We start from the raw sequence: 18491 nt of genomic DNA, 5'->3' as shown, positions 1-18491 counted from the left end.
GCTTCTTCCTTTGCTTTTCCGGTTATCTAGTTTTCAAGGAACGAGACTGCTTCTTGAATTTGCTTCTCTGCAGTCTTGCATCGAGGAATCCCACTTCCTCGAATCTGCTAGAAGACGCAGATGCAAAGTTGCTGCCTTGAACCTGCTTCTTCGCTGGTTTGCGTCGAGGAATTCGGCTTCTCCGAATCCACTTGTAGACGCAGACGCAAACGAGACTGCTTCTTGAATTTGCTTCTCTGCAGTCTTGTGCCGAGGAATCTTGCTTCCCTGAACCTGCTAGCAGACGCAGGCACAGACGCAAAGCAACTACGTTGAAACAGCTTCCTTGCAGCTTTGCGTCGAGGAATCCAGCTTCTCTGAATTCACTTGTAGACGCAGACGCAAAGCAACTGAAGGAATTTCTCATTCCTTCAAAACTGAACGAAACAGAAGCGCGTTTTGCTTTGAATAACGACTGATGTCTAGCTCCAGCGCCTGGCTCTCTTCTGCCAAATAACCTTCCCCCTCGGGGTGCAAGCACCCCTGCGGGTGAAGAACATTTGGCTTCGAGATCGCCAGGATGGCGATATTTCGCCGTTGCCCGCAGGACGCGGGCTGCCTTTAGGCGAAATTACGGCGCTTCCGCTTTTCTTCGTCCTTAGAAAGGAGGTGATCCAGCCGCACCTTCCGGTACGGCTACCTTGTTACGACTTCACCCCAATCACTTGCCCCACCTTCGGCGGCTGGCTCCCGTAAGGGTTACCGCACCGACTTCGGGTGTTGCAAGCTCTCGTGGTGTGACGGGCGGTGTGTACAAGGCCCGGGAACGTATTCACCGCGGCATGCTGATCCGCGATTACTAGCGATTCCGGCTTCATGCAGGCGAGTTGCAGCCTGCAATCCGAACTGAGAGCGGCTTTTTGGGATTCGCTCCCCCTCGCGGGTTCGCAGCCCTTTGTACCGCCCATTGTAGCACGTGTGTAGCCCAGGTCATAAGGGGCATGATGATTTGACGTCATCCCCACCTTCCTCCGACTTGTCGCCGGCAGTCCCTCTAGAGTGCCCACCTTCGTGCTGGCAACTAGAGGCGAGGGTTGCGCTCGTTGCGGGACTTAACCCAACATCTCACGACACGAGCTGACGACAACCATGCACCACCTGTCACCCTGTCCCCCCGAAGGGGGAACGCCCAATCTCTTGGGTTGTCAGGGGATGTCAAGACCTGGTAAGGTTCTTCGCGTTGCTTCGAATTAAACCACATGCTCCACCGCTTGTGCGGGCCCCCGTCAATTCCTTTGAGTTTCAGCCTTGCGGCCGTACTCCCCAGGCGGAGTGCTTATCGCGTTAGCTGCAGCACTAAAGGGTGTGACCCCTCTAACACTTAGCACTCATCGTTTACGGCGTGGACTACCAGGGTATCTAATCCTGTTTGCTCCCCACGCTTTCGCGCCTCAGCGTCAGTTGCAGGCCAGAGAGCCGCCTTCGCCACTGGTGTTCCTCCACATCTCTACGCATTTCACCGCTACACGTGGAATTCCGCTCTCCTCTCCTGCACTCAAGTCCCCCAGTTTCCAATGACCCTCCACGGTTGAGCCGTGGGCTTTCACATCAGACTTAAGGAACCGCCTGCGCGCGCTTTACGCCCAATAATTCCGGACAACGCTCGCCCCCTACGTATTACCGCGGCTGCTGGCACGTAGTTAGCCGGGGCTTCCTCGTGAGGTACCGTCACCGCGCCGCCCTCTTCGAACGGCGCTCCTTCGTCCCTCACAACAGAGCTTTACGACCCGAAGGCCTTCTTCGCTCACGCGGCGTCGCTCCGTCAGGCTTTCGCCCATTGCGGAAGATTCCCTACTGCTGCCTCCCGTAGGAGTCTGGGCCGTGTCTCAGTCCCAGTGTGGCCGGTCACCCTCTCAGGCCGGCTACGCATCGTCGCCTTGGTGAGCCGTTACCTCACCAACTAGCTAATGCGCCGCGGGCCCATCCGCAAGTGACAGCCAAAGGCCGCCTTTCAACCAAAGACCATGCGGTCTTCGGTGTTATCCGGTATTAGCTCCGGTTTCCCGGAGTTATCCCGGTCTTGCGGGCAGGTTGCCCACGTGTTACTCACCCGTCCGCCGCTGACCAAACCAGAGCAAGCTCCGATTTGGTCCGCTCGACTTGCATGTATTAGGCACGCCGCCAGCGTTCGTCCTGAGCCAGGATCAAACTCTCCAAAGAAAGTTGATTGGCTTTTCGCATTGTCCAGCTTCAGCCCGCCGCCGCTCGGGGTCAAATAACCTTCGCCTTCGGGATTGTAAATCCCTGCAGGCGAAGAACATTTGCCCATCGCGGCGACCCGCGGGCCTCAGCTTTTCCGTATTGTCCAGCTTCGGCCAAAGCGGCCTCAGCTTTTCTATTGCGCTTCGTTTCGTTCAGTTTTCAAGGAACAAGCTTTCGACTGTTTTGTCTCTCTCAAACAGCTCTTTTATGTTAGCATAACATCTTTTTGGATGTCAACTGCTTTTTTGCTTCGCATCGCTGTCAAACAACCTCTTTGATCAGCGACGTTTTCTAATATACCACCTTAACTCGAAAAAAGCAATACCTTTTTTAAAAAAATTTTAGGACGCGCTGATCCATCCCCGTTCCCTCTTCTCCATCCCACAGGAAAGCGTTCTTTTCCTAAAAAAGGGGAATGAACACCGGCGCGAGTGCATACATTTCTTCTATGGCATCGCTATATAGATGCGATTGGACGCCTTCACATCGACGGCTTTTGCAGAGCGACTGGATGGACTGTCAGGCGACCGAACAACGCCGCTTCCAGCCCCACGCCTGGGTCTGTGAAGCAGGTAGTCGTTCCGTCTTCCGCCACGCCAAGGTGCAGCGAAGAAGACGGCTGTTTGCCTCGGGCGGTCGAAATAGGCAAGCGACTTTTTTCGTCAAGGACGTGGAGAACTTTTCCGTTTTGCATCTATATCGTTGTTGCGATCCTTTCATCAAGGAGGCTTCTTCACTTTGATTCGCGTGTTATCACCAATCAACTTTGACGTTTCGAGTTCGTTTTCGCTTCCGGCCAGCGAACAACGAATCTTAGATGCCCTTGTTTCCTCGCCTAAGTTGTATACGTATGCAAATAAACACCAGCTTCGATTTGAAATCGCCTTGCGCGACCGCATTGTTCGGGCGGCGGGCGAGTTGGCGAAAAGCCGGGCGCGGTTTGCCATTTTCCGTTTTTCGCGCTGCAACAGCGATTTTTGGACGCGGGACGAGCGCGGCGGCTTCCGTCTTCGCCCAGATGTCACGGCTTCCGAAGCGATTCAGGACATTTTTGTCCATAGCGAGCGATACGCGTTTGAATGCGCGACCGCGATCGTCATCGTGTTTTACAAGGCCGTGCTTGACGTAATCGATCCAGCGGCATTCAACCGGCTGTTTGCGGATTTGCTGCTGTATGACTGGCATACCGACCGGGATCTTGGCATTCAAACAAAAAAAGATGAACACTTTCTCCCCGGAGATTGCCTCTATTTTAAAAACCCGGAATTCGATCCGCTGACGCCGCAATGGCAAGGGGAAAATGCCATTTACTTAGGCGACGGCTTCTTTTACGGGCACGGCATCGGCATCCAGACGGCAGACGGCATCATCGCCGCGCTCAATCGAAAACGAAAGCGGGGGGCGACGAAATCCGCTTACCTGCTTCCCGATATCACGCAAGTCGATTTCGCTTATCTGTCCCAATTCGCCCGCGGCTTCGATGAATTCCGCCTGCCGATCCGCCGCCCGCCCTTTATCGTCGGAACGCTAGGGTCCGCTACGTTCTTGCACCGTTAGCGGACCTTTTTCGCTTTTCTCCCACAAATACAGGGCGATTCCTGTTAAAATAAAAATACCGCCGATCCATTGAAACGGACGGATCGGTTCGCCAAACAGCCAGTAGGCCAAGGCGGAAGCGCCGATCGGTTCAAATAAAATCGCCATCGACACCGTCGAGGCGCTGACCCATTTGACCGCCCAGTTCATCACCGAATGGCCGAGCAGCGTTGGAATGACGGCGAGAGCGAGAAAACAAAGCCAATCCGTCAGCTGATACGCCGTCAGCGAAAGGCGAAACAGCATCGCGTACAGCCACAACACCGCCGCGCTGATGCCATAGACGATATAGGTATACGTCATCAATGACAACCGTTGGCGCACCTCTTGGCCGAACAGCCAATACGCCGTGACAAACGCGCACGCAAGCAGCGCCAATCCATCGCCGTACAGCGCTTCCCCGCTGACGCGGAAGTCTCCCCAGCTGATGAGAACGCTGCCGATCATGGCCAACACCGCGCTCCCGACCGCGCCGACGGTCAACCGTTCGCGGAAAAACAACGCGCCGCCTGCGAAGGCAAACAGCGGCTGCAGCGTCACAAGCACGACCGAACTAGCGACGGATGTATAGTCGAGCGATTCAAACCAAAGGATAAAATGAAAGGCAAGCAAAACCCCAGAACAAAGCGAAAACAGCCAATCGCGCCGAGAGATGCCTCGGAGTTCGCTTCGATGCCGGAGGAACAACGGCGTCATGATGGCGACGGCCAAAAAGAGCCGATAAAAGGCGATCACCGCGGACGGCGCCTGCGACCATTTGACGAAAATGGCCGATGTTGACACGGCAAGCGCGCCGATGAATAGAGCGGCATAAGCCTTTGCTGTGCTTGGCGGCTTCATGTTTCTGCCAACTCACTTTCTACGAAAAGGAGTGTGCGCCCTGATCTACCACTTTCATGCGGAAGGGCGGACAAAAATGGTTCACGAACGTTTTCTTACATTATACCATGAACGAGGTGAGAAACGATGATGTTTGATCCGTTCCTCAAACTAGGGATTTCCGCCATTCTCGGGCTGATCATTGGGCTGGAACGGGAATTGAAGCGAAAACCGGTCGGTTTGAAAACGTGTCTTGTGATTTCCATTTCCAGCTGCTTGCTTACAATCGTTTCGATCGAATCGGCGTACGTCTTTCCGCTCAAAGACCATATTACGATGGACCCGCTTCGACTGGCGGCGCAAATTGTGTCCGGGGTCGGTTTTTTAGGAGCAGGCGTCATTTTGCGCCGCGGCAACGACAGCATCACCGGGCTGACGACCGCCGCGATCATTTGGGGGGCGGCAGGGATTGGAGTAGCGGTCGGCGCAGGCTTCTATTGGGAATCGGCGTTCGGCGTCGCGCTTCTCATTGTCAGTGTGGAACTCATTCCGTTTTTGATCAATTTTTTTGGACCAAAGCAGCTGCGCGAAAAAGAGGTGCTGCTGCAAATCACCGTGGCGGACGCCAAAAACATTACAAAGGTCATCGACCATTTAAAACAACAGGACATCAACATTAAAACGATGCGCATTAAGGATGTGGAAGAGAATGAACATTTGCTGAAACTAAGAGCCGTCATTGACCAAAAGCGCTCGACCGCCGAACTTTACTACGTCATCCGCTCCATTGACGATGTCGTGCACGTTGATATTGAAAGCGGGTGATCAAAAAAGGATTGCAATTGTCCGCATCCATATATATAATGGGACATGGACAGATCATCCATATCCTTTTTTGGGGCATTAGCTCAGTTGGGAGAGCGTCGTGCTGGCAGCGCGAAGGTCACCGGTTCGAGCCCGGTATGCTCCATTTGCCCAACCCTTGCCGTGCAAGGGTTTTTTATTTTTGTTTCGGGAGATGGCGATGAGCCATCCCCCTGTGAACAAATTCCCAAAAGAAGCCTCCCACCATCTAAACGTGAAGGGGCGCCAGCACCAGTGAACGACCTGACTGAACCTCAAATCGTGGGGCACACAAGAAATCGCTCGGTTCACGTCCCGTCATGAGATGAGACTCCTCGGACTCTTACGCCCTTCGGCTTCATCCGTCCGGGTTGGTTTTGTATTTTTTCAGACGTTCCTCCAACTCACGGCGCGCCTGCTCGATGTCAAAGTCGTCGTCTTCCGGCTGGCTGTAATCCATCTTCAGCCAATCCGGCACGATCTCGGTGCGGATCGGTTTCCGCATCGTTCTGCCGCCATCGGATGAAGGCGGGGCGGATCGTTGCTTCATCCGCTCTTTTCGAAACGCCAACCGCGCGGCGCGCACTTCGTCCACGGTGCGATACCCTTTTTCCGTCCAGTCGCGCAAAATCGTTTCCACGTACACCCACCGTTTGGCGCCGTTTTCCACCGCGATTTTCAATGCTTCCAACACCAATTCCTCGGACGCATCGTCCACCCATGCATTGATCTTTTCCCGCAAATAATCGCCGATCACGCCAAACCCGTTTTCCTCACAGAAGCGAACGATCTCCTTGTATGTGCGCACGCGCGCGTCTTCTTCGTCTTCTCTTTTGATCTCTGATGTCATCTCTGTTGTCGTCTCTGGTATTGGTCTTGTCAAATTGAGCACCTCGACCGCCCAGTTTGACCAGCTGGATGGTTCATTTTGCGCAAATGGACGGACTGTTTCGCCCATCGTCTGCTCATTTTGGCCGATCGAAACGCCATCGTAAACGGCCGAAATCTGATCTTGTTGAATCGTCGAAACGCTGCTTTGCCTCATCGACCCCCCATCTTCAGTGGGCAAAACCCTATTTTGAACCGTCAAAATGCCATCTTGAGCCGTCAACATCCCCCCTTGAACCACAGAAGCGCCGCCTTGAACGGCCGAGATGCCATCTTGCACAATCGAATCCCCATCGTGCGTCGTCAAACCCTCATCGTGAACGAACGAAACCCCGTTTTGAGTGAACGAAACCGCACCTTGAACGATCGAAACACCATTGTGCGCGGTCATCACGCCATCATCTGCCGCCTGCCCATGTTGTCCGTCCGACATTTCTGATATTTCTTTCGTTATTTCGGCCAGTTTGTCATAGTCGATCCGATACCATTTCGTTTTATCGATCTTGGAGCGGTTGAAATTCGCCGCGACGATGATCCCCATTTTTTCCAGTTTAAGAATGATCCGGCGAATCGTGCTTTCCGACCAGAACGGGAATTGTCGCTGCCAGTCTGCATACGTGTTGTACACCCACTTATAGCCGTCATGGACGTTTTCGCTTTTCTTGAGCCAATAATGCAGCTGCTGAACAACGATGCTTTCGTTCAACCCGATCGCCAAAGCGAGTTGCGGCAAAATGACCAACGGTTGATCATCGAAAAGCAAGTTGGACATGTCATCCTCTCCCCCTCAGACGAGATGTTTCCTCATCGTTCCACTTTTTTGATAAACTTTATCGTGAACGAACGCAAACCGCCTAACAGCGCGATAACGGCCATATTGGCTTGATTTTTCGCTGAAAAACGGAAAAAACCGGCATAACATGTGCGATCGTGTGCTGAAACCCATCCATTGCGGACATCCGGTTTTTGTTCAAGAGGAAGAAATGTTTTTCGAGTGGAGGGATCGTTTTTGAAACGAATGGTCATATTCTTGTTTTGTTTCCTGTTGATGTTCCCGATTTCCGCTTTTGCCCACCCTGGCGAGCTTGATGAGTTGGGCGGGCACTTCCGCGGCAGCGACTGCGTGTATTTGCTCCATGAGCCGACTGCGCTGGCGAAGCAGGCGAAAACGAAACAAGAGCTTGTCCAGCTTATTCAAACATACAACGGCAATGAACGATGCAAGCGGCATCTCACCCCAGAGCGAATCGACCTGGACGGCCATACACTGGGGAAGAAAGAAGATCGTTCTACGTTGCGCCTTGGCCGCACCTACCCGGCTGAATTGGTCGAGTGCATCGACGGCGATACGGCGAAATTCCGCGTCAACGGCCATGTATACACGACGAGGTTTTTGTTCATTGATACGCCGGAGAGCACGATCCAAGTCGAACCGTATGGGAAAGAAGCAAGCCGATTTACATGTTCCCGCTTGCATCAAGGGAACATTTTGCTTGAGACCGACGGAGACGCGCTGTTTGACAAATACCAGCGGCTGCTCGCCTGGGTGTGGGTCGGCAAGCGCCTGCTGCAAGAAGACCTCGCCAAAGCCGGACTTGTCGAAGACTTTTATGACTATGGCGATTACAAATACGAAGCGCGCGTCCGCAAGGCGTACGAGGAGGCGAAACGAACCGGAGCGGGCATGTACGGCAAGCACGCCGCTGGAGAGAGGGAGGGGGCAGGGACGGAAACGCGGCCGCAGACCGGGGAAAAGACGGCCAAGACCGTTCACCCGCCGGCTTTGGAGAACAAAACGCCGCTCGAACGATCCGGCCGTCCGGTTCTTTATACGCTGCTTGGCCTAGCGGCGGCCGCCGCGCTCTATTGGCTCATCCGCCGGTTGACATGATCAACGGCCGGTGATGGAACGAATATCAGGCTTTGCAACAATGTTTTTCAAATTGAAAAAACCTTGCAGCGCCGCAGTTTCATCCCTTGAGCTTTCTCACGAACGGATCGAGCGAATCCGTTGGGTTTCGCCGGCCTTCTGAGGAAAAGAAAAAGCCTGTCCCCAGCGGGCAGGCCTTTTCTTCAACGTTTTCACCTCGTTTTCTTTCTCCCTCATTGCCTCGGCAGCAGCTCTTCAATGCCGTCCGGGCCGCTTTCCATCCGCGCCGGCGACTCGCCGAGCCGCCGAAATCCGTATTTCTCAAGGCGCATGATTTGTTCGTCGGTCAAGTCTGCATATGCGACAACGGACGGCGTGCCAGACGATTTGTAAATCAAATTGCCGGTCACCGGGCATTGAAACGCGTCAGCGACAAATCCTTCCCCATCTTGGATCGTAAACAGCCGAATCGGCATGACGTTCATATCCTTCCCTCTTTCCGTTCATCCTCATTACTTATGACTTCCCCGCCTCCCCCCATTCTATACAAGCCGTTTGCCGACAATGACCAAATCGCGTTCCACGCCGTCCAATTCCGCCACGCGCGGAAAATATCCCCATCGTTCAAATCCGAAGCGGGAGAAAAGCCGCAAACTTGGTTCATTATGCGCAAAAATAAAGCCGAGCAGCGTCTTGATCCCAAGTTCGGGCGCCCGTTCGACCGCCCGCTCGAGCAGCTTCGTCCCAAGCCCCCGGCCGCGGTGCGTTTCGGCGATATAAATGCTTACCTCCGCCGTATGGCGGTACGCCGGGCGGCCGTAAAACGACTGAAAGCTGAGCCAGGCGCAAACCGCGCCGTCGTCCTCGACGACCCAAAGCGGACGATTGTGCGGGTCATGGGCCTCAAACCACGCCCGCCGGCTTTCGACCGACACCGGCTCCAAGTCCGCCGTCACCATCCGGCTTGGGATCGTTTCATTATAAATGCGGACGATGTGCGGCAAATCCGCCGCGGCCGCATCGCGGATCAAACATGATTCCATCTTTCCATCTCCCCTTTTGCAAACAGTCATTTTATTTCCATCAGTGAAAAAAGCGAGAGTATAATGATACATATGTACAAACAAAGAAAGGGGAAAGAGATGAAACGCCAGCTTGTCGTCTATCTTGTGTCGCTCGCCGCGTTTCTCGGCCCGTTTACGCAAACGATTTACACTCCTATTTTACCAGAAGTGCGGGAGGCGTTTGCGACTTCTTCGTTTTTGATCAACTTGACGATTTCCATTTTCACTTTCTTCCTGGCGATGATGCAAATCGTCTATGGCCCGCTCACCGACCGGAAAGGACGGAGGACGGTGCTGCTTGGCGGCATCGTCATCTACATCGCCGCTTCGCTCGGCTGTTTTTTCTCAACATCCATTTATGCGCTCTTGTTTTTCCGCGCCTTGCAAGCCGTTGGCATCGCAGCCGGGTCGGTCGTCGCCGCCACGGTCATCGGCGACTTGTTCACCGGCAAAGAGCGCGGGCGGGCGATGGGGACGTTTCAAATGATGGTCTCACTTGGCCCTGTCGTCGGGCCGATCGTCGGCGGCTTTTTGGCAGAGCATTTTCCATTTCGCACCGTCTTTTTGGCGCTTGTGGCCGTCGGCGGCTTAGTTGGTGCCGGCAATTTCCTGCTGCTGAAGGAAACGAAACCGGAAACGGCCGTTTCGTCCCCGTTTCGCCTCTCCGACTTCGCTTCAGTGCTCCGCCGCCGTGCCGGGTCGTCGATCGTTCTGCTTGGATTTGTTCAATATTACTCGCTGTATAATTTTCTCGTCTTTTTGCCCAGCATCTTGACGGATCGGTACGGTCTGTCGGCGCAGGAAAAAGGGACGGTGTACTTGGCGATGTCGTCCATGATCGTCATCGGCAGCTTCCTCGGCGGGCGCCTTCAAGGACGCTTCCCGGAGCGGCGCATCCTCTTGGCGGCATCGTACTTGACCGTGCTGTCCATTTTCTTTTTCTTGATCGCGGCCCAACGATCGCTTTCGCTGCTTGTTTTGGCCATCGCCTTGTTCGGCTTGTTTTTAGGCCTTTCGCTCCCAGTGCAGACGACCGTACTGACGAACGTTTTTCAAGCGAACCGCTCGACAGCGATCGGCGTGTACAACTTTTTCCGCTATATGGGCATGGCGTTCGGACCAATGATCGGCAGCGCGCTGTTTGCCGCTGGAGGGTATCATCTCGTCTACGGAATCGATGATATTCTCTTTTTCGCCTGCGCCTTGCTGTTGACGGTGCGCGTTGCCCGGACGCGCCGCCAATCCGCTGTCTGACAAAACGAAGCCGCTTGCCCGACATGTCGTTCGGCAAGCGGCGGATTTCCCCGTCTTTCGCTCCATCAACGTTTCATCCGATGTCTACGTCCTTGCACCGACTCCCTCTGATTGTCGTCTGAAAAGCCGTCTTGTTCACGAAACAGACGGCGAACAACAACCGTTTTCTTGCGGGCCGCCCGGACGCTTCATGCCGGAAAACGCCTTTACTCGAACCAAGCAACGCAAGAAGGCTCCCGCACTGTCAGCCGGCCTCCCCTTTTCACTCCCGCTCTTCCGTCAATTCCGAAACCGGCACATCCCGGCGCTCATGAAGCCGGCCATCGCGCAAATGGACGGTCGCCGTCTGTTTTTCTTCATCATACCCGTCAATCCATACCGACACGCCGTTGTAATACACCGGGATATCGGCAGGGGAAGAAACGATTTGTTTGACACGGTTCATATCCATGACCACTGTCCCCTTTCTGTGATGTTCCGTTTCCTAGTATGGGAAAAAACAGGAATGTTTATGCAAAAACGGCTCACACTAAAAAAGACAAAAGCAAAAGAGGGGTGGACGATGAGAACAAGGAACGTGCTGTTATCGTATTGGCGCTGGCCGCCCGTGCTTCGTCTGTTTGTCTCGGCAAGCGCGTTGATCGTGCTGTTTGGCGCGCTGATGCGCTTCATTGAACCAGAGACGTTCCGCACGGTGTTCGACGGCGTGTGGTGGGCGATCGTGACGTCCGCGACAATCGGCTACGGCGACATCGTCCCGAAAACGGCCGCCGGAAAACTCGCGGCCATTGGGCTTATCATCCTTGGCACCGGCATCCTCACCGCTTATTTCGCTTCCGTCTCCGCCGCGGCCGCCGCCCGGGAAACCGCCTTTACAAGCGGACAGCTCCGGTATACAGAGCGCGGCCATGCGGTGATCGTCGGCTGGAACGAGCGGGCGCGCGAGGTGCTGCTCCGCCTCGCGCGGCACGACGCCTCCATGCGCTTCGTTCTCATCGACGCCACTGTTCCGTCCCACCCGCTTCTGAACGCGCCGGTTCATTTCATTAAAGGAACGGCAAGCGACGATGCGGTGCTGGAGAAGGCCAATATTCAAGAAGCGCGTTTTTTGCTCATCACCGCCGATCCGCATAAAGCCGAAGCGGAAGCCGATAAAGATACGATTGTCACGCTGCTTGCCGCCAAAAGCCTCAACCCGTCGGTGTACGCCATCGTGGAAATCCTAACGGGCCGAAACGTCCAGAACGCCTTCCGCGCCGGGGCGGATGAGGTGATTCAGACAAACTTGCTGGCGAGTTTCGCCATGGCCGCCAGCCTTCGCTCGCCGGGCGCCGCCAGCGTGTGGGAGACGGCGCTTTACCGCCTGGACGGACAGACGCTCTGCCTTCTCGAGCCAGACGAACAGCAAATCGGCCAGCCATTCGCCGCCGTTCAACAGCAGCTGCTCAAGCAAAACGTGACGCTGCTTGGCGTCATCCATGGAGATCACGGAGCGATTTCCGTTGCACCGGACCGCCCGATTCAACAAAGCGACCGCCTGTTCGCGCTTGCCCCTTAATCGAGCAGGCGGCGCTCCAGTTCTTGGACAAGCGCCTTTCCGACGGAAATGTATCGCTCGGGTACGGTCGCATCCGGGTCTTGCGGCTCGGCAAACTGATTGAATGAGGCGCTGATGTTGCCGACATCGGCGAAATCATCGATGCCCCGTTGGTATTTATGCGCAAGCAAAAACGGCCGCCCAAGCTCCACCGTCGTTCCGTGCGAATCAAGCTGCCCGTCGACCGCCCGAAACGGCACGCGCAAAAACTGATAGCCCGCGTCATCGGCGATTTTGTAGTCGAAATAGCCGTGATCGTAGTCCCACCCGCCGCCGATTGTATATCCCATTGGTTTTAATTGCTCTTCCAAATGGTACAGTTGAAATTGTTTTCCTTCCAAACGCGATGGCATTTCAATCATGCACAATCCCTCCTTTCTTTTATCGTTTCCCGTTCGGCGGGGATTATTTGTCCGCGGCAGCTTCAGACGCTTGGCGAAAAACGGCAGGGAGCAATAAACCCTCGCCCGGGCGTTGTGCGGCCGAACGACCCGGTTCATGTATAACAAAACACCTCTTCCCCCGCAAAAGGGAAGAGGCGCTTTTTCCGTCGTTCCGTCCGCCATTTTGGGCGCGACTCGGGTCAAGCCGCGAGTCATCTCCCCCGAGAAAACAGCGGCTTGGCGATGGAACACGTTGTTATTTCAACCGTTTCTCCAGTTCTTCCTTCAACTGCTCATAGCCTGGTTTGCCGAGGAGGGCGAACATATTCTTTTTGTATGCTTCCACTCCCGGTTGGTCAAATGGATTCACCCCGAGCAAGTAGCCGCTCATGGCGCATGCTTTTTCAAAGAAGTAGACAAGGTAGCCGAACGTATATTCATCGAGCTTCGGCAACGTGATGACCAAGTTCGGCACGCCGCCGTCCGTATGGGCGAGCAGCGTCCCTTCGAACGCTTTTGTGTTGACGAAATCAACCGTTTTTCCCGCCAAATAGTTCAGCCCGTCGAGGTCGTTTTCTTCGGCTTCAATGATCAGCTCATGACGCGGTTCTTCCAGCTTCAACACTGTTTCAAACAAATCGCGGCGCCCTTCTTGAATGTATTGGCCGAGCGAATGCAAATCGGTCGAGAAATCAGCGGAAGCCGGGTAAATGCCTTTTTGATCCTTCCCTTCGCTTTCGCCGAACAGCTGCTTCCACCATTCGGCGAAATAGTGCAGCGCTGGTTCGTAGTTGACGAGCAGCTCGATCGTTTTCCCTTTGTTGTACAAAATGTTGCGGATGGCGGCGTATTGGTAAGCGGCGTTTTCCTCAAGCTCCGAGGAGCTGAAATCGTCACGCGCTTTGGCCGCTCCTTCCATCATGGCGTTAATGTCCGCGCCGCTTGCGGCAATCGGCAGCAACCCGACCGCCGTCAGCACCGAGTAGCGGCCGCCGATGTCATCCGGAATGACAAACGTCTCGTACCCTTCCTCATTGGCGAGCGTCCGAAGCGCGCCGCGCTTGCTGTCGGTCGTCGCGTAAATGCGGCGGCGCGCTTCCTCTTTGCCGTATTTCTCCTCAAGCAGCTTGCGGAAAATGCGGAAGGCGATCGCCGGCTCGGTCGTCGTCCCCGATTTGGAAATGACGTTGATCGAGAAGTCTTTCCCTTCCAAGAAATCGATGACGTCTTTCATATACGTCGAGCTGATGTTGTTGCCGACAAAAATGATTTGCGGCGTTTTCCGCTTTTCTTTTGGCAGGGCGTTGTAAAACGAATGGTGCAGCATCTCGATCGCCGCCCGCGCGCCAAGGTACGAGCCGCCGATGCCGATGACGACAAGAACATCAGAGTCCGATTGGATTTTTTTCGCCGCCTCCTTGATGCGCGCGAATTCTTCTTTGTCATAGTCGACCGGCCAGTCAAGCCAGCCTAAAAAGTCGCTTCCAACACCGGTTTTTTCATGAAGCGAATGATGCGCGACTTTCACGGCATCGCGCAAGTATGTAAGCTCATGTTCGCCAAAAAAGGCGAGCGCTTTCGAATAGTCAAAGCGAATGTGGGTCATCGATTTCCGCCTCCCCTTCAAGAATCATTGCCTTCTTTCACTTTAGCGGAATAAACAAGGGAAATCAAGCAGCCCACCTTTTTTGAAAACGGATTCATTTTTCGCCATGTTCGCCGTGCCGATTTCCTTGCGTAACGTCTGGAGGGATGGTGATGCAACGAAAAAGACAGCTTATCCCAGCCATTTTTCAATTAGAGAAACCTTGTGAAATCGGCTCTCTTTTCTGATGAAACGCCGCCGATTTGCGAACAAAACTCGTTTTTCACCCGCCTTCTAGGGGGCTCAGGCTACTCGCCTCAAGAAACGTAATCAACGTTGTGCTTTTTCCTCATTCGAGAACCATGGATTTGAGCGAGGCGGCTGTTTTTCGCGCCCTCCTCCCTTTCCACCGTCCTGCGGGATCGGGAGCGCGCCCAGGCAAACCAAGAAAATAGGAAAAGCGCCAGCTCAGGCAGATTCCGTCGCCGAGCCGGCGCCATCATCGATCGATTCGCGAAGCCGCCGCATCGCCTCATTAAAGGGAAGCGCGCAAAATGGCGAGCACATCATCGCGGTTCAATGTTTTGAAACGGCCGAACTCGCCAAACGCCATCGCTTTATCGGCCATCAGCTCCAAGTTTTCCTCGCCGATGCCATAGTCCGCAAGCCGCGACGGCGCCCCGAGGCTCGACCAGAACTCACGCAGCCGCTCGATGCCTTCAAGCGCCACATCGCGCTCGGATTTGCCCGCCGGATCGACATCGAACACACGCACCGCGAGCTGGGCGAAACGGCTGACGTTTTCATCGAGCACATGCTTCATCCAGTTCGGGAACAAAATCGCCAATCCTCCGGCGTGCGGGATGTCATACACGGCGGAAACGGCATGCTCAATATTGTGCGTCGCCCAGTCGCCGCGGACGCCCATTTGCAAGAAGCCGTTTAAGGCGATCGTGCCCGAGTACATGATCGTCTCGCGCAGCTCGTAGTTTTCCAAATCGTTGATCAGTTTGGGCGCCGTTTCGATCACGGTTTTCAACACCGCTTCACACATCCGGTCTTGCAATGGCGTGTTCGGCGTATGGTGGAAATATTGCTCAAACACATGCGACATCATATCGACAATGCCGTAAACCGTATGGTCTTTCGGAACGGTCATCGTATACGTCGGATCCAAAATCGAAAATTGCGGGAACGTAAACGGGCTGCCCCAGCCGTATTTTTCTTTCGTCTCCCAGTTTGTGATCACCGAACCAGAATTCATCTCCGACCCGGTCGCCGCCAGCGTCAAGACGACGCCAAACGGCAGGGCGCCGGTGACGGGCGCTTTTTTCGTGATAAACTCCCACGGATCGCCATCGAATTTCGCCCCGGCGGCGATCGCTTTCGTGCAGTCGATAACGCTGCCGCCGCCAACCGCCAGCAAAAATTCGACGCCTTCCCGCTTGCAAATGTCCACCCCTTTTCTTACGGTCGAGACGCGCGGGTTCGGTTCGACGCCTGGCAGTTCGATGACCTCGGCGCCAATATTCCCCAATATCTTCATGACTTCCTCATACAATCCGTTTCGTTTGATGCTGCCGCCGCCATACACGAGCAGCACTTTCTTGCCGTAGCGCGGCACTTCTTCTTTGAGCCGTTCGAGCTGCCCTTTTCCAAAAATCAGTTTCGTCGGGTTGCGGAAAATAAACTCTTGCATATGGATGCCCTCCTTTTCCTGAATCTATTATGGCAGCGCCTGCCACCGGTTGTAAAGCCAACTGCTTTGGCGGCAAACGATGCATATTTTTCACGACTGCGATTCATCCTATAAGTTGAAAAGAAATTTTCCAAAGGAGGCAAACAAGATGGGAGCATTGCAGCGCATTGCGCTATTGTTGACCATTATCGGCGCCATTAACTGGGGACTGATCGGCTTTTTCCAATTTGACTTAGTCGCCGCCATTTTCGGCGGCCAAGACTCCGTTTGGTCGCGCATCATCTACAGCTTGGTCGGCATCGCCGGCTTGATCAACTTGGCGCTTTTATTTAAACCGGCCGAAGAACTTGGGCGCACCGAGCCAAAGACATCGCGCACATGACGGAAAACCATTGGGACACTCACCGCCTGACGGTGGGTGTCTTATTTTTTTGCGCCTCTCCCGGCCTCAAAGCGTCATGGACTCTCACCGTTTGGGGCGCAGGGTTATGGTTTCGGCCAATTTTCTTTCTTGGACTGCTCAATCCATTCGCGCAGTTTTTCCTTCAACGGGCGAAACCCCGACTTGAGCGGCATTTTCATGCGCATATGGCGTTTTTTCTTTTCCTCGGCGGGTTCAAGCGCCTTTAGGGACAGGCTCGCCCTCCTCGCCTTTCGATCGACGTCCAACACCTTGACCGTCACTTCATCCCCGACATGGACGTAATCGCGCACATCTTTCACAAATTGATGGGAAATTTCAGAAATATGGATCAACCCTTGCATGCCGTCCTCAAGCTGGACGAACGCGCCATACGGCTGAATGCCCGTCACCTTCCCTTTCACGATCGCTCCTCGTTTGATCGTTGACAAGCGAAACACTCCTATTGATGAATTTCGTCTATGTTTCTGTATTATAACATAGACCGACAGCAAACCCCAAAAAAAGATGTCCCGCCGACGGCGGAACATCCCCAGTTACAGGCGCGCCAAAAACCGTTTCATTCGCTTAATGGCTTCTTGCAGCTGTTCGAGCGATGAAGCGTATGAACAGCGGATATAGCCTTCCCCGCTTTGGCCGAAGACGTTGCCGGGGACGACCGCTACTTTTTCTTCGATGAGCAGCCTCTCAGCAAACTGCTCCGACGTCAAACCGGTCGGCTTGATGGACGGGAAGGCGTAAAACGCGCCGCCCGGCAAATGGCACGGCAGCCCGATTTCATTGAGCGAGGCGACGAAATAGTTGCGCCGCCGCCGGTAGCTGTTGCGCATCTCGGCGACATCGCGCTCTCCGCTGCGAAGCGCCTCAAGCGCCCCATATTGCGCCATCGTCGGCGCGCACATCATGGCATACTGATGGATTTTCAACATCGCCTGCAAAATCTCGTCAGGCGCTGCCGCAAACCCGAGCCGCCAACCGGTCATCGCAAACCCTTTGGAAAAACCGGAAATCAAAATCGTCCGCTCGCGCATGCCGCTAACAGCGGCCATGCTCGTGTACTCTCCTTCATACGTCAGCTCGGCGTAAATTTCATCGGCAATGACGAGCAAGTCGTGCGCCTCAGCCAGACGGGCGATCGCTTCAAGCTCCGTGCGGCTCTGCACCGTTCCGGTCGGGTTGTTCGGCGAGCAGATGATGACCGCCTTCGTCCGCTCGGTGATCGCCCGTTCAAGGTGCGCCGGATTGAGCTGAAACTTGTCTTCGCCAGACGTGCAAACGGCCACCGGCTTCCCGCCCGCGAGCACGACAAGCGGCTCGTAGGCGACAAAACTCGGTTCGACGATGATCACTTCATCACCCGGGTTGATGATCGCCCTAAGCGCCAAGTCGATGGCTTGGCTCGCCCCGACCGTCACTAAAATTTCTGTCTCCGGACAGTAGTCGACATGAAACTTGCGGCGCAAATAAGCGGCGATTTCTTGGCGGAGCTCCAAGAGCCCGGCATTTGGGGTGTACGACGTATAGCCTTGCTCGAGCGACAAAATGCTCGCTTCGCGAATGCTCCAGGACGTGACAAAATCCGGCTCGCCGACGCCGAGCGAAATGACGCCATCCATGGTGGAAGCAAGGTCGAAAAAACGGCGGATGCCGGATGGTTTCAAGCCCGCAACCGTTTCCGACACGTACGTTTTTCTCGTTTGCGGCTTCATGGCGACACCACGATGCGGCGATCTTGATCTCCTTGGTCAAAGACGATGCCATCGTGTTTGTATTTTTTCAAAATGAAATGGGTCGTCGTTGAAATGACAGAATCGAGCGTCGACAGTTTTTCCGATACAAATTGGGCGATTTCCGCCATCGAACGCCCTTCGATCACGACCGATAAGTCGTAGGCGCCGGACATTAAGTACACCGATTTCACTTCCGGGAATCGGTAAATGCGTTCCGCCACCTCGTCAAAGCCGACACCGCGCTTTGGGGTCACCTTGACGTCGATCATCGCCGTCACTCCTTCGCGGCCGTCCGCCTTCCGCCAGTCAATGAGCGCCGTATATTGGACGATCACTTTCGCCTCTTCTAACTTTTTGACGAGCGCTTCCGTTTCTTCGACCGGCAAATCGATCATCTTCGCCAGCACATCGATCGGCGTTCGTGCATCTTTTTCTAATATTTCGATAATTTCCAGCTCTTTTTCGCTCAATTTCACGCAGCATCCCTCCATTTCATCGGTC

18 protein-coding genes, 1 tRNA gene and 1 rRNA gene are annotated in these 18491 nt (G+C 54.6%); 7 read left to right on the top strand and 13 right to left on the bottom strand.

What is annotated here, in order from left to right; genetic code table 11:
- Positions 1-641: 641 nt before the first annotated feature.
- Together CWI35_RS13600 and CWI35_RS13595 are read right to left on the bottom strand one after the other, a co-directional pair.
- A 16S ribosomal RNA gene (locus CWI35_RS13600) occupies positions 642-2199 on the bottom strand.
- Between the two features lie 523 nt (positions 2200-2722).
- Positions 2723-2890 carry a hypothetical protein gene (locus CWI35_RS13595; protein ID WP_236612571.1) on the bottom strand — a complete coding sequence of 56 codons (168 nt, stop codon included), beginning with the start codon at positions 2888-2890 and terminating at the stop codon, positions 2723-2725.
- Positions 2891-2979: 89 nt separating this feature from the next.
- Between CWI35_RS13595 and CWI35_RS13590 the strand changes: the two genes are divergently transcribed.
- Positions 2980-3798 carry a protein-glutamine gamma-glutamyltransferase gene (locus CWI35_RS13590; RefSeq protein WP_015375702.1) on the top strand — a complete coding sequence of 273 codons (819 nt, stop codon included), beginning with the start codon at positions 2980-2982 and terminating at the stop codon, positions 3796-3798.
- Here the strand turns inward: CWI35_RS13590 and CWI35_RS13585 are convergent.
- On the bottom strand, positions 3769-4677 hold the full coding sequence (locus CWI35_RS13585) for a DMT family transporter (RefSeq protein ID WP_119877852.1): 909 nt from the start codon (positions 4675-4677) through the stop codon (positions 3769-3771). The two genes, CWI35_RS13590 and CWI35_RS13585, sit on opposite strands and share 30 nt — an antisense overlap.
- 126 nt (positions 4678-4803) lie before the next feature.
- Between CWI35_RS13585 and CWI35_RS13580 the strand changes: the two genes are divergently transcribed.
- Positions 4804-5481 (top strand): MgtC/SapB family protein, encoded by a 678-nt coding sequence (locus CWI35_RS13580; RefSeq protein ID WP_011232387.1) that lies wholly within the window; start codon positions 4804-4806, stop codon positions 5479-5481.
- Positions 5482-5553: 72 nt separating this feature from the next.
- A tRNA-Ala gene (locus tag CWI35_RS13575) sits at positions 5554-5626 on the top strand.
- Positions 5627-5857: 231 nt separating this feature from the next.
- On the opposite strand, the gene CWI35_RS13570 is transcribed toward CWI35_RS13575, so the two are convergent.
- Complete coding sequence (locus CWI35_RS13570) at positions 5858-7159, bottom strand: DnaD domain protein (protein WP_014196631.1); 1302 nt, start codon at positions 7157-7159, stop codon at positions 5858-5860.
- A 237-nt stretch (positions 7160-7396) separates the two neighbouring features.
- Between CWI35_RS13570 and CWI35_RS13565 the strand changes: the two genes are divergently transcribed.
- Complete coding sequence (locus tag CWI35_RS13565) at positions 7397-8278, top strand: thermonuclease family protein (RefSeq protein WP_013524499.1); 882 nt, start codon at positions 7397-7399, stop codon at positions 8276-8278.
- A gap of 212 nt (positions 8279-8490) precedes the next feature.
- Here CWI35_RS13565 and CWI35_RS13560 read toward each other — a convergent pair whose 3' ends face one another.
- Both CWI35_RS13560 and CWI35_RS13555 read right to left on the bottom strand, forming a co-directional pair.
- Entirely contained in the window at positions 8491-8742 is a 252-nt protein-coding gene (locus CWI35_RS13560) for a hypothetical protein (RefSeq protein WP_011232390.1), read from the bottom strand.
- A gap of 57 nt (positions 8743-8799) precedes the next feature.
- On the bottom strand, positions 8800-9300 hold the full coding sequence (locus CWI35_RS13555) for a GNAT family N-acetyltransferase (protein WP_015375705.1): 501 nt from the start codon (positions 9298-9300) through the stop codon (positions 8800-8802).
- 99 nt (positions 9301-9399) lie between these two features.
- On the opposite strand from CWI35_RS13555, the gene CWI35_RS13550 reads away from it, so the two are divergent.
- Positions 9400-10575 (top strand): MFS transporter, encoded by a 1176-nt coding sequence (locus tag CWI35_RS13550; protein ID WP_021321915.1) that lies wholly within the window; start codon positions 9400-9402, stop codon positions 10573-10575.
- A gap of 262 nt (positions 10576-10837) precedes the next feature.
- Here CWI35_RS13550 and CWI35_RS13545 read toward each other — a convergent pair whose 3' ends face one another.
- Positions 10838-11026 (bottom strand): H-type small acid-soluble spore protein, encoded by a 189-nt coding sequence (locus CWI35_RS13545; RefSeq protein WP_013144368.1) that lies wholly within the window; start codon positions 11024-11026, stop codon positions 10838-10840.
- Positions 11027-11137: 111 nt separating this feature from the next.
- Here CWI35_RS13545 and CWI35_RS13540 point away from each other — a divergent pair, with 111 nt between their 5' ends.
- Complete coding sequence (locus CWI35_RS13540) at positions 11138-12133, top strand: potassium channel family protein (RefSeq protein ID WP_025039315.1); 996 nt, start codon at positions 11138-11140, stop codon at positions 12131-12133.
- Here the strand turns inward: CWI35_RS13540 and CWI35_RS13535 are convergent.
- The 3 genes from CWI35_RS13535 to CWI35_RS13525 all read right to left on the bottom strand — a co-directional run bounded on the left by CWI35_RS13535 (position 12130) and on the right by CWI35_RS13525 (position 15839).
- Positions 12130-12534 (bottom strand): YugN-like family protein, encoded by a 405-nt coding sequence (locus CWI35_RS13535; RefSeq protein WP_013144366.1) that lies wholly within the window; start codon positions 12532-12534, stop codon positions 12130-12132. The two genes, CWI35_RS13540 and CWI35_RS13535, sit on opposite strands and share 4 nt — an antisense overlap.
- Before the next feature lie 277 nt (positions 12535-12811).
- Entirely contained in the window at positions 12812-14161 is a 1350-nt protein-coding gene (locus tag CWI35_RS13530; RefSeq protein ID WP_011232395.1) for a glucose-6-phosphate isomerase, read from the bottom strand.
- Positions 14162-14675: 514 nt separating this feature from the next.
- The gene (locus tag CWI35_RS13525; RefSeq protein WP_011232396.1) at positions 14676-15839 is read right to left on the bottom strand and encodes an iron-containing alcohol dehydrogenase; all 1164 of its coding nucleotides are present in this window, start codon (positions 15837-15839) and stop codon (positions 14676-14678) included.
- Between the two features lie 148 nt (positions 15840-15987).
- On the opposite strand from CWI35_RS13525, the gene CWI35_RS13520 reads away from it, so the two are divergent.
- Positions 15988-16221, top strand: coding sequence for a DUF378 domain-containing protein (locus CWI35_RS13520; protein WP_011232397.1), 234 nt, complete (start codon positions 15988-15990; stop codon positions 16219-16221).
- Positions 16222-16325: 104 nt separating this feature from the next.
- Here the strand turns inward: CWI35_RS13520 and yugI are convergent, their stop codons facing one another.
- The 3 genes from yugI to CWI35_RS13505 form a co-directional block, all read right to left on the bottom strand.
- On the bottom strand, positions 16326-16691 hold the full coding sequence (gene yugI, locus CWI35_RS13515) for a S1 domain-containing post-transcriptional regulator GSP13 (RefSeq protein WP_119877851.1): 366 nt from the start codon (positions 16689-16691) through the stop codon (positions 16326-16328).
- Between the two features lie 105 nt (positions 16692-16796).
- Positions 16797-17969, bottom strand: coding sequence for an aminotransferase (locus CWI35_RS13510; protein ID WP_020756135.1), 1173 nt, complete (start codon positions 17967-17969; stop codon positions 16797-16799).
- Positions 17966-18466, bottom strand: coding sequence for an Lrp/AsnC family transcriptional regulator (locus CWI35_RS13505; RefSeq protein ID WP_013144362.1), 501 nt, complete (start codon positions 18464-18466; stop codon positions 17966-17968). Before CWI35_RS13505 ends, CWI35_RS13510 begins: the two co-directional genes overlap by 4 nt.
- Positions 18467-18491: the final 25 nt, after the last annotated feature.

Origin of the sequence: [Bacillus] caldolyticus (assembly GCF_003595605.1) — a bacterium.
GTDB lineage: Bacteria > Bacillota > Bacilli > Bacillales > Anoxybacillaceae > Geobacillus > Geobacillus thermoleovorans.
Note: the sequence above shows the minus strand (reverse complement) of the source record. Positions and strands in the feature narration are given on the sequence as shown.

Coding starts and splice junctions, on each gene's coding strand:
- CWI35_RS13550 (WP_021321915.1), top strand. CDS start 9,400: ATGAAACGCCAGCTTGTCGTCTATCTTGTGTCGCTCGCCGCGTTTCTC.
- CWI35_RS13585 (WP_119877852.1), bottom strand. CDS start 4,677: ATGAAGCCGCCAAGCACAGCAAAGGCTTATGCCGCTCTATTCATCGGC.
- CWI35_RS13530 (WP_011232395.1), bottom strand. CDS start 14,161: ATGACCCACATTCGCTTTGACTATTCGAAAGCGCTCGCCTTTTTTGGC.
- CWI35_RS13525 (WP_011232396.1), bottom strand. CDS start 15,839: ATGCAAGAGTTTATTTTCCGCAACCCGACGAAACTGATTTTTGGAAAA.
- CWI35_RS13545 (WP_013144368.1), bottom strand. CDS start 11,026: ATGGATATGAACCGTGTCAAACAAATCGTTTCTTCCCCTGCCGATATC.
- CWI35_RS13560 (WP_011232390.1), bottom strand. CDS start 8,742: ATGAACGTCATGCCGATTCGGCTGTTTACGATCCAAGATGGGGAAGGA.
- CWI35_RS13580 (WP_011232387.1), top strand. CDS start 4,804: ATGATGTTTGATCCGTTCCTCAAACTAGGGATTTCCGCCATTCTCGGG.
- CWI35_RS13555 (WP_015375705.1), bottom strand. CDS start 9,300: ATGGAATCATGTTTGATCCGCGATGCGGCCGCGGCGGATTTGCCGCAC.
- CWI35_RS13535 (WP_013144366.1), bottom strand. CDS start 12,534: ATGATTGAAATGCCATCGCGTTTGGAAGGAAAACAATTTCAACTGTAC.
- CWI35_RS13570 (WP_014196631.1), bottom strand. CDS start 7,159: ATGTCCAACTTGCTTTTCGATGATCAACCGTTGGTCATTTTGCCGCAA.
- CWI35_RS13540 (WP_025039315.1), top strand. CDS start 11,138: ATGAGAACAAGGAACGTGCTGTTATCGTATTGGCGCTGGCCGCCCGTG.
- CWI35_RS13520 (WP_011232397.1), top strand. CDS start 15,988: ATGGGAGCATTGCAGCGCATTGCGCTATTGTTGACCATTATCGGCGCC.
- CWI35_RS13510 (WP_020756135.1), bottom strand. CDS start 17,969: ATGAAGCCGCAAACGAGAAAAACGTACGTGTCGGAAACGGTTGCGGGC.